Here is a 12,665-nt window from a genome sequence, read left to right on the forward strand (position 1 = left end):
CGGAGTTCCATGCGCGCCATCGGCCTCATCGGCGGGTTGAGCTGGGAGTCGACGGTGATCTACTACCAGATCATCAACCAGCGGGTACGCGAGCGGCTCGGCGGCAGCCATTCCGCCGACAGCCTCATCTGGTCGGTCGACTACACGACCGTCGAGGACCTCATCTTCGCCGACCGCTGGGACGAGGTGAGTGCGCTGCTGGCCGACGCCGGCCGGAAACTGCAGAGCCTCGGCGCCGGCGTCCTGCTCGTCTGCAGCAACACCTTCAGCCGGGTGAGCGACGACGTGGCGCGCGCCGCGAGCGTGCCCGTGCTGCACATCGCCGACGCCGTGGGCGCCGAGGTCCGGGCCAGGGGGATGCGCAGGGTCGGCCTGCTGGGCACCCGCTTCACCATGGAGCAGCCCTTCTACCGGGACCGGCTGGCCGCCCACGGCTTCGACGTGGTCGTCCCACGGCGGGAGCAGCGGGAGCTGGTCCACCGCGTGATCTTCGACGAGCTGGTGCGCGGGGTGCTCAAGGAGTCGTCCAGGGACGCGTTCGCCCGGATCATCGCCGACCTCGCCGCCCGCGGAGCGGAGGGTGTCATCCTCGGCTGCACGGAGATCGAGCTCCTGATCACCGAGAAGGACACCCCGGTTCCGCTGCTGCCGAGCGCGCGGCTGCACGCGGAGGCCGCGGCCGGCTTCGCCCTGAGCGGCTAGACGAGTTGTGCCAAACGGTGGCGGTCAGGGCAAGGATGAGCTGGCGGATCGTTTGAGGTACTGCTCGCCGGGACGTGGGGCGCGGTTGCGGTAGGACGGGCGCAGCAACTGCGCCCCCGCCTTGTCGCCGATGATCAGCAGGCCGGGACGGTCACTGACCAGCGAGAGTGGGAGCGCCAGCAGCCGTAGGAGGCCCAGCCGGCCGGCTGTGAGCGCAGGGCGGTCGGTCGGGATCGGCCGCATTCGACGGGGGTGGAGTCGATGACGCGTTTGAGCAGGGGCAGGGCGGCGCGTAGGCGTTTGTTGTGCAGGGCCGGTGCCTTAGGCGCTTTCCGGGTCGGGGCCGAGGGCTGCCCTGCCGCCGTCGACGGGCAGGACAGCGCCGGTGATGAAGGCTGATTCCGCAGAGAGCAGGAACGCGACGGCATGTGCGACATCGAGGGGGTGACCGACGTGCCCCAAGGGGTGCAATGCGGCCATCTGCTGGTCGGCTTCAGGGTGCTCACGCCGGTACTCCTCGTACCGGGCCGTCGTGATCGACCCCAGCGCAACGGCATTGACGCGAATGCCCTGCGGGCCGTGGTCGACAGCAGCCGCTCGCGTGAGCCCTTCGACGGCGGCCTTCGCCGTGGCGTAGGGCAGAGCGCCCCGCACGGGGCGCTGCGCCTGGTGTGAGGAAACGTTCACGATCGAGCCGGGCCGGGAGTGCGAGAGGAAGTGCTGCACGGCGGTGTGGCACCCGACAACGGCGAGATTGAGGTTGAGCGCAATGAGTGCGCTGATCTGCTCCGCTGTTGCCGTGGCAAGGCTGGCGTCGCGGAAGATCGCAGCGTTGTTGACCCACCCGCTCAGAGGGCCATGCTTCTCCGCAAGCTGCGCCGCGGCCGCGGCGGCAGCGGGATCGCCGGCGTCACCTTCGACATGGTGCACGCGAGGGTTCGCGCTGCGGGCGGGAGTCGGGTCGAGGTTGATGACGTGACCGATGGAGGACAGGTGCTCCGCGATCGCGCTGCCGACGCCTCCGCTCGCACCTGTGACGACGAACGAGTGTGCGCTGCTCATGCGTCAACCGCCACCGTTGTGTTCTGGCCGGCGACGATGCTCCACCCGCCGGCAGGCTCGGTCGTTACGACGTACGTGTGGCGGTGCTGGCCGCCGACCTCTTTCAATGTCCCATCGGCCCGGCGGTACTCCTGCTCGATGACCATGACCACAGCACCGTCGCCGGCGGGACGGGCATGAGCCACTCGATAGGCGACCGACCCACCGGCAAGACCACCTGGCATGACGCGAGCCAGATAGTCCGCCAGCTCCTTGCGCCCCACGATCAAGGTCCCTCGGCTCGTGATCCAGGTCGAAGCCGGGTCGAACAGCTCGACGTACCGGTCAACGTCTTCGCGCGCATGAGCTTCTTGAAGGGCGGCGGCGACGTGGTGGGCCATTTCGACAGGGGTAAGTGGCATCGCCCCGATCTTTCCAGCTCACGCTCGTCGGAGTCAAAACGGGCGGAGTCGGAAGGCCACACCGCCGGCTCGATGACCGGCCATCCGCGGCCCGCCGGGCGCTGAGGACTTACTCGGCTAGTTCCCGATGACGTGGCCCACGCCCGGGTGGGGCCGTCGTGGTGGTGGCGTGCCGCCGCACTCCGGGCGGTGCTCGAAGTGCCACCATTCGTTGTCGTACAAGCGGTAGAGGTCGAAGCGGGCGCCGTGCTCCTCCAGCCACCGCGCGCCCTCGTGGGGACGGACGTCCAGCGCGATGCCCTTGACGTGACCGGACTCCGCCGGCGGCAGCACGAGCATGCGTGCCAAGGCCGGGGAGCCGGAGCGGCGGACCTCCTCGTCGAACATCCGCTGCTGGACGACGGGATCGCGGTATCCCGAGGTGAGGCCGATGAGCTGGCGGTGCCGCCAGAGCGCCTCGGTGCGCGCCGCGGTGAACGCCGCCCTGGCGCCGTCGGTGAGCCCGGTCAGGTCCTCGGCGGGGAAGCGCATCGCCAGCACCCAGCCGCAGGCCAGCTCGCGGGCGTGGCCTGGACGGCGGACGAACGCCACGGGCAGCAGCAGCACGGCGAGCACCAGCGTGACGGCGGCGTACAGCCGGTCCCGGGGCCGAGGTGGGATGGTGCGTGGTTCGTTCATGGCGAACTACGATTGGCGCCGAATGTGCGCGCGTGGTCAGCCGCATGTCACCGTTCATCGACGGCGCCTCTGTTGCCTCGACCGTGACGCAACCATGACATGGCGCTGACGAGACGAGGACACGACCGGCCGACAGTGGATGGGTTGACCGACGGGCGAGTTACGGAGTGTGCGGTGAAACCCGGAGGCATGTCGCGAATACTGCTCATCGAGGACGACCCGGCCGTGCGGGAGGGCCTTGAGCTGGCGCTGTCCCGGCACGGGCACCGGGTGCGCGCGGTGGAGTCCGGCGAGCAGGGGCTGGACCGGCTGCGTGCGGACGTCCCCGACGTCGTCGTGCTCGACCTGATGCTGCCCGGCATGGACGGGTTCGAGGTCTGCCGCCGCATCAGGGCCACCGGGAACGTGCCGATCATCATGCTGACCGCGCGCGGCGACGACATGGACGTGGTGGCCGGGCTGGAGTCGGGCGCCGACGACTACGTGGTCAAGCCCGCGCAGCCCAGGGTGCTGGAGGCACGCATCCGCGCGGTGCTGCGGCGGATCGGCCGCGACCAGGCGGAGCTCGAACGGCACGGCGACCTGACCATCGACCGGGCCGGGCTGGTGGTCGAGAAGCGCGGTGTGCCGGTCAGTCTCGCCCCGACCGAGCTGCGCCTGCTGCTCGTGCTCTCCAGCACGCCCGGCCGGGTGCACAGCCGCCAGCAGCTGCTGGAGTCGGTGTGGGAGCACGGCTATTTCGGCGACTCGCGGCTGGTGGACGCGTGCGTGCAGCGGTTGCGCGCGAAGATCGAGGACGACTCGGCGGCGCCCGTCTACGTGCAGACGGTGCGCGGGTTCGGCTACCGCTTCGGGCCGGTGTGAGCCCCGGGTGGCACCTCGACCGAGCCTGGGGCTGCGGGCCCGGCTGCTGTTCGCGTTCGCGCTGCTGTGTGTGGTCACCGCGGCGGCGGTGGCCGGCGGGAGCTACGTCCAGGCCCGCAACGACATCCTGCGGCGGACCCAGGACGCCGCGGTGCAGACGCTGACCGGCCGGATGCAGGCGCTCTACCCCTTGCCGACCGCGACGCCGGATCGGGAGGAGCTCGCCGGGATCGCCGCGGCCGCCCAGTTCGACTTCTCGGTCGCCCTCTACGGCGAGCGGTACGCGCCGATCTCCCCTCCCCAGCCACCGCCGCCGGGGCGCGAAGGGCCGGGGCTGGAGGCTCGGGTGCAGGCTCTCTCGGTGATCTCGCCGGAGATGCGGCAGGCGGTGGCCGGCGGCAGTACGGCGTGGCAGCGGGTGGTGTGGCAGGACTCACCCTGGCTGATCGTCGGCATGCCGCTGCTGGTCACCGAGCCTGGCCGACCGGCGCAGACGTCCGGCATCGAGGTCTACGTGGCGCGCAGCCTGCTCGCCGAACAGCGCAGCATCGACGAGCTCGCCACGCGCGCCTGGCTCACCGGCGGGGCGGCGCTGGCGTTCGCGGTCGTCCTCGCGTCGCTGGCCACCCGCGGCGTGCTGGGTCCGGTGCGCGAACTCGGCCGGGCGGCACGCCTGCTGGGCGAGGGCGAGCTGCGGACCAGGATCGAGGTCCGCGGCTCCGACGAGCTGGCCGACGTGGCGCGTACGTTCAACAACACCGCCGCGGAGCTGGAACGGCACGTCGAGCAGCTGCGCGCGATGGAGGCCGACGCCCGCCGGTTCGTGGCCGATGTGTCCCACGAGCTGCGCACGCCACTGGCCGCGCTCGCCGCGGTCACCGACGTCCTCGACGAGGAGGCGGCCCAGCTGCCCGAGCCCGCCGCCAGGGCCGCCAGGCTGGTCAGCCAGGAGACGCACAACCTCACCGCCCTGGTGAACGACCTGATCGAGGTCAGCCGGTTCGACGCCGGCGTCGCCGCCCTCGCGCTGAACGACATCGACGTCGCCGAACTGGTGCACGCGACCCTGCGCGCCCGGGGCTGGCCGGAGCGGGTGGACGCCGAGCTGCCGTCCGGCGTGACGGCGCGGCTGGACCCGCGCCGGGTGGACGTCATCCTCGCGAACCTGGTCGGCAACGCCCTGCGGCACGGCGAGCCGCCGGTGTCGGTGCGTCTGTCCGCCGACCCGGAGTGGATCGAGCTGGAGGTCCGCGACCACGGGCCGGGGCTGGACGACGCGGTGCTGCCGCACGTGTTCGACCGGTTCTACAAGGCCGGCGCGGCCAGGACCAGGTCCGAGGGCAACGGCCTCGGCCTGGCCATCGCACGCGAGAACGCGCGCCTCCACCAGGGGGACATCACCGTCACCAACGCCGAGGACGGAGGCGCCGTCTTCACCTTGCGTCTGCCCCGCCGGACATCCGACCCGGAGGGAGACCCGGCATGAGGACTCGCTTCGCCCGCCGCGTGCTCGCCGTGGACTTCGTCGCGCTCGTCGTGGGCCTTGTCGCGCTCGTCGCCGTGGCGGGTTGCGGGGTGCGGCCCAGCGACGTCATCCTCGCCGGCGACCCGCCGAGCGGGCCCGTCCAGCATGCCACGGCGGTCACCCTTTACCTGGTGAAGGACGGCCGGCTCAGCGCGGTGACGCGGCCCGACGGCCGGCTGTCGCCGGCGGACGCGCTCGCGCTGCTGGCCGCCGGTCCCACGCCGAGGGAACAGGCGCACGGGCTCACCTCCGAGGTCCCGCCCGACGCCGGACCGTTCACGCTGACCGCCGAACCGGGCGGCGCCGGTCATCTGGTGGTGACCCTGTCCACTCCGGCCGGCGAGCTGTCGGCACTGGCCGTCGACCAGGTCGTCTGCTCAGCCGCCGCCACGAGGCGGGACAGCTCCGCCCAGGTCACCGTCATCGGCGCCGGCGAGAGCATCGGCCCCCGGACTTGCCCGTCCTCCCTTGAGGACGCTACCGACGGACCGAGACGACCACCTTCTACCCCCTCACCCCGCCCGAGTTGAGCTGCGACTCGTCGTCGAACCCGGCGAGCTGTAACAAGGTCTCCAGCGCCGCCTGCCGCGTCTCCTCGACCGAGCCGCCCTGCTCGCCGAAACACTCGGCCGCCACGTCGAGCAGGGCCGTGACCACCGCGGCGTCGGGATAGGGCACGTCGACCAGCACGGTGCCGTCCGCCCCCTCCGCACTCGCCGCCGGGTCGAGGTGCCGGCTCAGCAGCCGCCTGGCCTCCTCCGCCACAGCGACCCCCAGCACCGCAGCACGCTCGAAGCGCTCAGAAGCAAACATGCCGACCTCCAGTCGCACAGGTGTTCGGAACAGAAGGTAGACGACGGCACCGACAGAATCGCCTGTGCGCGCGGGGATCTGGCTAGGCTCGAACGGTGAACGAGCCGATCATCAGTGTCGAGAACCTCACGGTCGAGCTCGGCGGCAACCCCGTGCTGCGCGAGCTCACACTGACCGTGTCCCCCGGCGAGATCGTCGCGGTCGTGGGCCCGAACGGCTCCGGCAAGTCGACGTTGCTCCGCACCCTCGCCGGGCTCCAGCCGGCCTCGGGCGGCGAGGTACGCGTGTTCGGAGCGCCGCCCGTGGACGACGCGGCGTTCTGGCGCAGAGTGGCGCACCTCGGCGACGAGCCCGCCTGGTACCCGGGATTGACGGCGGGCGAGCATCTGGAGCTGATGGCAGCCGTGCATCCGCGTGCCCGGATGGACGCCGGGACCGCGCTGGAGGTGTTCGACCTGGTGGAGCGGGCGGACGCGGCGCCGCTCAACCTGTCCACCGGGCAGCGGCAGCGGCTCGCGCTGGCGGCCACGCTGCTGAGGCCGAGCAGCGTGCTCCTGCTGGACGAGCCGGAACGCGGCCTGGACCTCGGGTTCCGGCTGCGCCTGGCGGAGTTGCTGACGGCGTACCGGGACGAAGGAGGCACCGTGGTCATGGCCACACATGATTCCGGCCTGGCCGCGCACGGGCGGCTGATCTCGCCGGTGGGGATGGCGGCGTGAGCGGCGCAGGGGGCGCCTTGGATCAGGGGCAGGGTGGCGTGCGGGCGGTGCGCGCGTTCCTGCGGGCGCGGAGCCGGACCCGATCGACGTCGCTCGACCGGTACGTCACCGCCTTCTGCCTGCTGATGTTCGCCGCCGTCGCCGGACAGCCGGTGTCGGAGCTGCTGACCGGGCTGGCCGGGACGGCCGGGGCCGTCGAGCCGGCCCGCATGGGGGCGGGGGTGGCGCTGCTGGCGCTCGGGCTGGCCGGGTTCCTGGCCGTCGCGCGGGCCGCCGGGCCGGTGATGATGACGGCGCCGGACGCGTCCTGGCTGCTGCTGACGCCGCTGGACCGCAAGCAGGTGCTCGGGCGTACCGCGCGGGCGCTGCTGATGGTCGCCGTGGCGGCGGGGCTGGTGCTCGGGCTGGGCCTGGTGGCCGTGCTGGGCGCGCCCGACCAGCTCGCCTGGCGGGTGCTCGGCGCGCTGGTGCTCGGGGTGTCGGCGAGCGTGGGGGCGATGGCGCTGGCGGTGCTGGCGCGGGCGTCCCAGTCGTGGCAGCTGTGGCTCGTCGTGGCGATGGTCGCGCTCCTGGTGGTGGCCGTGGTGGCGGTCAGCGGCCAGGTACGTACGGTGCTCGCGATCGCCGCCGGCGCTCCGCTGACCGCCGTGGCCGTCGCCGCCTCGCTCGCGGCGGCGGGCTCGGCCCTTCTGGCGCGGCAGGCGTGGCAGGCGTTCGGCCGGATCCCGGCTCGGGAGATCGCCACCGCCTCCACGCGGGGCGGGCACGTCGCGGACGCGGCCACGGGGGTCGATCCCAGCGCGCTCACCTGGATCGCCGAGGACAACCACTGGCGGGGCAGGAGGCTCAGGTCGCGGAGGTGGCCGGCGCTGCCGTCGGCGTTCGCGACCGCCTGGCAGGACTGGCGGCGGCTGGCCCGGCGGCCGGGGCGGCTGGCGTTCACGCTGGCCACGGCCGGACTGCCGGCCCTCCTGGCGCAGGCGGGCGCCGCGCCCGGCATGCTGGGGGCGGTGGCGCTGGCGGGCGGGCTGGCGGTGGCGGCCTCCGCCGCGACCGGGGCGCGCCGCGACGCCGCCAACCCGGCCCTGGCCCGGCTCCTCGGCATCGGCCACCGACCGGCGCTGGCGGCCCGTGCGGTGCTGCCCGCCCTGCTCGCGGCCCTCTGGACGTCGGCCGCCCTCGCGGGCCTCACCCTGACGGCCGCGCCGCCGTCCCCGGCCCCTGCCATGGTCCAGGCGACGAGCAGCGCTGCCCCGGTGGCAGGCATCCCGGCGCACCGAGCCGGCGCCGCCGGACCGGAAGCGAGCGCCGCCGGACCGGGAGCGAGCACCGCAGGAACGGGAACGGGCACCGCAGGAACGGGAACGGGCGTCCCAGAGCACGGACCGAGCGCCGCCGGCCCCGGAGCGGGCGTCGCCGGGGGTGGTCTGGGCGTCGCCGAGGTGGTGTTGTTCGGGGTGTTGGCGGCGCCGGGGCTGGCGGCCGGGGCGTTGCGGATGGTGCGGCGGCGGCCGGTCGATCATTCGCTGCCCGTCATCGACACGGGAGCGGGCGCGATCCCGCTCGGTCCCGTCCTCTGGGCGGTCACCGGGCTCGATCTGGCCCTCGCCGGGTGCCTGCCCGCTCTCCTCGCGCTGGCCACCGCTCCCCCGCAGCCGGGCCCGTACCTGGTGGCCCAGGCCGTGACGGGAGCGGCGGTGCTGGCGGCCTACGTCCTGCGCGCCGGCAAGGCGACGTAGACGTAGCTGGGCACGCCTCCGTACGGGATCGCGCGGTCCCGGCGCATCCCCGCGCGCTCGGCCACGCGGAGCGAGCGCGTGTTGACGTCGCGGATGACCGCGACGACCGTCCCGAGCGGGCCGCCGACGCGCAGCGCCGCTCTGACCAGCTCCACGGCGTACCCGTGGCCCCACGACATCGGATGGAATCGGTAGTAGAGGTTGAGCACCTCGGCGCCGTCCACGACGGCGTGCCGGAGACCGCCGACGCCGATGAGGTCCGGCGACGTCAGCGGCCGGGCGGCCCAGTAGCCGAGGCCGCGTTCGTCCCAGTCGGCCAGCCACAGGTCCAGCATCGCGCGGCTGGACTCCAGGTCCGGGGACGGGCCGGACGGGTTGTACACGCTGGTACGCGGATCGGAGTGAAGCTCGTGCACGGCCTCCAGGTCGTCGGCCGTGACGCGAGATAGGAGCATTCGCGCCGTTTGCACCACTTCCATGGTTCCAGCGTAGCCCTTACGATCGAATGGCAATCGGTGCCGATCGAAGGGCGATCGATGGACGTTCCGAAGATCCAGAACGCGCTGCGGACCATCGCGCGCGGCCTGGAGGAGCTGGCCGGGGCGCTCGGCGACGAGCAGGAGGCCGGCGAGGACGAGCGCACCGCGCGGGTCATCAGGGAGTGGGGCCGGCGCGGGCTCACCCAGAAAGAGGCGTCCGCGCTGTTCCAGCGGCACGGGTTCGCCCCGCAGACCACCGGCGGCTGGGCGCGCGGCGAGTGGGTGGAGCTCGGCGACGACGGCCTGCGCTACCTGACCGCGAAGTCGCACGCCTGGCTGGAGGGACGGCCGTGACCTTCTCCGTACGCGTCGCCGTACGCGGCTACGAGCTCGACACGCAGGGCCACCTCAACAACGTCGTCTACCACCAGTACGGCGACCACGCCCGCTGGGAGTGCCTGCGCGCCGCGGGCATCGAGATCCGCGAGATGCTCGCCGCCGGCATCGGCCCGGTCACCCTGGAGAACACCATCCGCTTCCGCCGCGAGCTGCGCGGCGGCGACGAGGTGGACGTGACGTGCGCGTTCGAGTGGGGCGCGGGGAAGACGTTCCGGGTCAGGCAGGAGTTCCGGCGGGTGCGCGACGGAGCGCTGGCCGCCGAGCTGACCGGCGTCGGCGGCCTCATGGACCTGCGCGAGCGCCGCCTGCTCGACGACCCGGGGGCGCGCTGGCGGGCCCTCGCCCGCGCGCCCGAGGTGCTGAACCTCTGAGAGAGGCTACTTCTTCGCCTTGTCGGAGCTGGACTCGGTGGACAGCGCGGCGACGAAGGCCTCCTGCGGCACCTCGACGCGGCCGACCATCTTCATCCGCTTCTTGCCTTCCTTCTGCTTCTCCAGCAGCTTGCGCTTACGGGAGATGTCACCGCCGTAGCACTTGGCGAGGACGTCCTTGCGGATGGCCCGGATGTTCTCGCGGGCGATCACCCGGGCCCCGATGGCGGCCTGGATCGGCACCTCGAACTGCTGCCTCGGGATCAGCTCGCGCAGCTTCTTGGCCATGTCGACGCCGTAGGTGTAGGCCTTGTCCTTGTGGACGATCGCGCTGAAGGCGTCGACCGGCTCGCCCTGGAGCAGGATGTCGACCTTGACGAGGTCGGCCTCCTGCTCGCCGGCCGGCTCGTAGTCGAGCGAGGCGTAGCCGCGGGTGCGGGACTTGAGCTGGTCGAAGAAGTCGAAGATGATCTCGCCGAGGGGCAGCGTGTAGCGGATCTCGACGCGGTCCTCCGACAGGTAGTCCATGCCGAGAAGCTGGCCGCGCCGCCCCTGGCAGATCTCCATGATCGCGCCGATGAACTCGGACGGCGCCAGGATCGTGGACTTGGTCACCGGCTCGTGGACGGTCGCGATCTTGCCGCCGGCCGGGAACTCCGACGGGTTGGTGACCGTGAACTCCTTGCCGTCCTCCATGACGACCCGGTAGATCACGTTGGGCGCGGTGGAGATGAGCGACAGGCCGAACTCGCGCTCCAGCCGCTCGCGCACGATCTCCATGTGGAGCAGCCCGAGGAAGCCGACGCGGAAGCCGAACCCGAGCGCGGCGGAGGTCTCGGGCTCGTAGACCAGCGCGGCGTCGTTGAGCTGGAGCTTGTCGAGCGCCTCGCGCAGCTCGGGGTATTCATCGCCGTCGATCGGATAGAGGCCGGAGAACACCATCGGCTTGGGGTGCTCGTAGCCGGCCAGCATGCCGCCGGCGGGCTTGGCGGCCGAGGTGACGGTGTCGCCGACCCGCGACTGGCGGACGTCCTTGACGCCGGTGATGAGGTAGCCCACCTCGCCGACGCCGAGGCCGAGGTCGGCGGGCTTGGGCTCGGGCGAGATGACGCCGATCTCCAGCGTCTCGTGGGTGGCGCTGGTGGACATCATGAGGATGCGCTCGCGCTTGCCCAGGTGGCCGTCCACGACCCGGACGTAGGTGACCACGCCGCGGTAGGTGTCGTAGACGGAGTCGAAGATCAGCGCCCGCGCGGCGGCGTCGGCGTCGCCCACCGGCGCGGGGATGGTCTGCACGACGTGGTCGAGCAGCTCGCGTACGCCCTCGCCGGTCTTGCCCGAGACCCTGAGCACGTCGGACGGGTCGCAGCCGATGAGCCCGGCCAGCTCCTCGGCGAACTTCTCCGGCTGCGCGGCGGGCAGGTCGATCTTGTTGAGGACCGGGATGATGTTCAGGTCGGCGTTCATGGCCAGGTAGAGGTTGGCCAGCGTCTGCGCCTCGATGCCCTGGGCCGCGTCGACCAGCAGGATCGCGCCCTCGCACGCCTGGAGCGACCGGGAGACCTCATAGGTGAAGTCGACGTGCCCCGGCGTGTCGATCATGTTGAGCACATGGCCGTCCCACGGCAGGCGGACCGCCTGGGACTTGATCGTGATGCCGCGCTCTCGCTCGATGTCCATCCGGTCGAGGTATTGGGCACGCATGGAGCGGTCGTCGACCACCCCGGTGATCTGCAGCATCCGGTCGGCAAGGGTCGACTTGCCATGGTCGATGTGCGCGATGATGCAGAAGTTGCGGATCAACGCGGGGTCGGTCTGGCCAGGCTGAGTGCGCACCGAAGTCCGTTTCAACAAATTTGAGGTCAGGCAGTCTTCTATGGTGACATGCCCGGATGATTGCCCGGACCGTCATCCGCCGCGGCCTGCGCCTGCTCGCGCTTGCCTTGGTCGTCGTGGTCGCGCTGGCCGGCCTGCTCGCCGCCGCGCTCCGCGTCCAGTTTACCGGTGCCCCGGCCGCGTGGGCGAAGAGCACGGGAGATGACGCTCTGTGGCTGGGACACATGTGGGTGGACGGCCGGCGCGGGGAGGCGGACGTCGAGCGGCTGGCGCGGCGGCTGGGGGCGACGGGGATCAAGGATGTGTACGTCCATTCCGGACCGTTCGGATGGGACGGCCGCCTCGATCCCGCCAAATACCCCAACGCCCGAAATTTCGTCCAATGGATGCATAAGTATCTGCCGAACGTCCGCGTCTCCGCCTGGCTCGGCCAATCCGTCGAGAACGGCCTCGACCTCGACGACCCCAAGGCCCGCGACAACGTCCTGGCCGGCGTGGCCGCCATCATGGAGCAGGGCTACGACGGCGTCCACTACAACTTCGAGCCCGTCGGCGACGGCGACACCGAATTCCTCGACCTGCTCGAACGCACCCGGCGGCACACCGCGCTGCTGTCCACGTCGGTGCCCCAGATCGAGCCCTACCCCGGCCTGCGCCTCACCGCGCGGGCTGTGCTCGGCCACGACAAGTACTGGTCGCCGGGGTTCTTCCAGCAGGTCGCGGCCCGCGTGGACCAGGTCGCGATCATGACGTACGACTCCGGCACGCCCGCGCGCTCGCTCTACGGCGGCCACGTCGCCCGCCAGGCCGAGCTGGCCCTGGACCTGACGCCGGCGGGCAAGCACCTGCTCATCGGCGCGCCCGCCTACCACGACCACGGGCTGCCCTGGCTGGACGCCGCGGAGAGCGTCGCCGCGGCCGCCGAGGGCGCGCGCCTGGCGCTCACCGAGCACGGCCCCCGCCCACGCTTCGGCCTGGCCCTGTACGTGGACTTCGCCGCCACCGAGGAGGACTGGCGGGAGTACATGACCGGCTGGATGGCCGTAGAATCATGACAGCCCATTCGCCCAGGCTGTT

15 protein-coding genes and 1 pseudogene are annotated in these 12,665 nt (G+C 72.0%); 9 read left to right on the forward strand and 7 right to left on the reverse strand.

All coding sequences use genetic code 11. The features are described 5' to 3' along the window. Window positions 1-9 precede the first annotated feature (9 nt). A complete protein-coding gene (locus SMD20_RS19320) occupies window positions 10-702 on the forward strand; it encodes an aspartate/glutamate racemase family protein (RefSeq protein ID WP_329582892.1) in 693 nt (230 codons plus the stop codon). Here the strand turns inward: SMD20_RS19320 and SMD20_RS48365 are convergent. From SMD20_RS48365 to vanY-N, 4 genes and pseudogenes are all read right to left on the reverse strand, one after another. Then, window positions 617-1,019: pseudogene (locus SMD20_RS48365) on the reverse strand (hypothetical protein); the annotation flags it as partial. The gene SMD20_RS19320 and the pseudogene SMD20_RS48365 sit on opposite strands and share 86 nt — an antisense overlap. Before the next feature lie 4 nt (window positions 1,020-1,023). Then, window positions 1,024-1,764, reverse strand: a complete 741-nt coding sequence (locus SMD20_RS19330) for an SDR family NAD(P)-dependent oxidoreductase (RefSeq protein WP_329582897.1) — start codon at window positions 1,762-1,764, stop codon at window positions 1,024-1,026. Continuing rightward, the gene (locus tag SMD20_RS19335; protein ID WP_329582900.1) at window positions 1,761-2,144 is read right to left on the reverse strand and encodes a YybH family protein; all 384 of its coding nucleotides are present in this window, start codon (window positions 2,142-2,144) and stop codon (window positions 1,761-1,763) included. Before SMD20_RS19335 ends, SMD20_RS19330 begins: the two co-directional genes overlap by 4 nt. A 138-nt stretch (window positions 2,145-2,282) precedes the next feature. Continuing rightward, on the reverse strand, window positions 2,283-2,843 hold the full coding sequence (gene vanY-N / locus SMD20_RS19340) for a D,D-peptidase/D,D-carboxypeptidase VanY-N (RefSeq protein WP_329582903.1): 561 nt from the start codon (window positions 2,841-2,843) through the stop codon (window positions 2,283-2,285). Window positions 2,844-3,032: 189 nt separating this feature from the next. Between vanY-N and SMD20_RS19345 the strand changes: the two genes are divergently transcribed. Genes SMD20_RS19345 through SMD20_RS19355 form a run of 3 tightly spaced genes read left to right on the forward strand, consistent with a single transcriptional unit; the run spans window position 3,033 to window position 5,762 of the window. Then, a complete protein-coding gene (locus SMD20_RS19345; RefSeq protein ID WP_329582905.1) occupies window positions 3,033-3,707 on the forward strand; it encodes a response regulator transcription factor in 675 nt (224 codons plus the stop codon). Between the two features lie 7 nt (window positions 3,708-3,714). Beyond that, on the forward strand, window positions 3,715-5,193 hold the full coding sequence (locus tag SMD20_RS19350) for a HAMP domain-containing sensor histidine kinase (protein ID WP_329582907.1): 1,479 nt from the start codon (window positions 3,715-3,717) through the stop codon (window positions 5,191-5,193). Further along, window positions 5,190-5,762: a hypothetical protein gene (locus SMD20_RS19355; protein WP_329582909.1), complete on the forward strand. Its 573-nt coding sequence runs from the start codon at window positions 5,190-5,192 to the stop codon at window positions 5,760-5,762. Before SMD20_RS19350 ends, SMD20_RS19355 begins: the two co-directional genes overlap by 4 nt. Here SMD20_RS19355 and SMD20_RS19360 read toward each other — a convergent pair. Beyond that, window positions 5,737-6,045 carry a hypothetical protein gene (locus SMD20_RS19360; RefSeq protein ID WP_329582912.1) on the reverse strand — a complete coding sequence of 103 codons (309 nt, stop codon included), beginning with the start codon at window positions 6,043-6,045 and terminating at the stop codon, window positions 5,737-5,739. The two genes, SMD20_RS19355 and SMD20_RS19360, sit on opposite strands and share 26 nt — an antisense overlap. Window positions 6,046-6,140: 95 nt before the next feature. Between SMD20_RS19360 and ccmA the strand changes: the two genes are divergently transcribed. Continuing rightward, window positions 6,141-6,764, forward strand: a complete 624-nt coding sequence (gene ccmA / locus SMD20_RS19365) for a heme ABC exporter ATP-binding protein CcmA (RefSeq protein WP_329582914.1) — start codon at window positions 6,141-6,143, stop codon at window positions 6,762-6,764. Continuing rightward, the gene (locus SMD20_RS19370) at window positions 6,761-8,503 is read left to right on the forward strand and encodes a DUF6297 family protein (protein WP_329582917.1); all 1,743 of its coding nucleotides are present in this window, start codon (window positions 6,761-6,763) and stop codon (window positions 8,501-8,503) included. The genes ccmA and SMD20_RS19370 overlap by 4 nt, the downstream gene beginning before the upstream one ends. Here the strand turns inward: SMD20_RS19370 and SMD20_RS19375 are convergent. Next, window positions 8,473-8,982 (reverse strand): GNAT family N-acetyltransferase, encoded by a 510-nt coding sequence (locus tag SMD20_RS19375; protein ID WP_329582921.1) that lies wholly within the window; start codon window positions 8,980-8,982, stop codon window positions 8,473-8,475. The genes SMD20_RS19370 and SMD20_RS19375 overlap by 31 nt on opposite strands. A gap of 57 nt (window positions 8,983-9,039) precedes the next feature. Here SMD20_RS19375 and SMD20_RS19380 point away from each other — a divergent pair, with 57 nt between their 5' ends. Together SMD20_RS19380 and SMD20_RS19385 are read left to right on the forward strand one after the other, a co-directional pair. Continuing rightward, window positions 9,040-9,336: a hypothetical protein gene (locus tag SMD20_RS19380; RefSeq protein ID WP_329582922.1), complete on the forward strand. Its 297-nt coding sequence runs from the start codon at window positions 9,040-9,042 to the stop codon at window positions 9,334-9,336. Then, on the forward strand, window positions 9,333-9,752 hold the full coding sequence (locus SMD20_RS19385) for an acyl-CoA thioesterase (RefSeq protein WP_329582925.1): 420 nt from the start codon (window positions 9,333-9,335) through the stop codon (window positions 9,750-9,752). The genes SMD20_RS19380 and SMD20_RS19385 overlap by 4 nt, the downstream gene beginning before the upstream one ends. A gap of 6 nt (window positions 9,753-9,758) precedes the next feature. On the opposite strand, the gene lepA is transcribed toward SMD20_RS19385, so the two are convergent. Then, a complete protein-coding gene (lepA, locus tag SMD20_RS19390) occupies window positions 9,759-11,588 on the reverse strand; it encodes a translation elongation factor 4 (RefSeq protein ID WP_329582928.1) in 1,830 nt (609 codons plus the stop codon). A 56-nt stretch (window positions 11,589-11,644) separates the two neighbouring features. Here lepA and SMD20_RS19395 point away from each other — a divergent pair, with 56 nt between their 5' ends. After that, on the forward strand, window positions 11,645-12,643 hold the full coding sequence (locus tag SMD20_RS19395; protein ID WP_329582931.1) for a glycoside hydrolase family 18 protein: 999 nt from the start codon (window positions 11,645-11,647) through the stop codon (window positions 12,641-12,643). Window positions 12,644-12,665: the final 22 nt, after the last annotated feature.

This window comes from Nonomuraea sp. LP-02 (genome assembly GCF_036289125.1).
GTDB lineage: Bacteria > Actinomycetota > Actinomycetes > Streptosporangiales > Streptosporangiaceae > Nonomuraea > Nonomuraea bangladeshensis.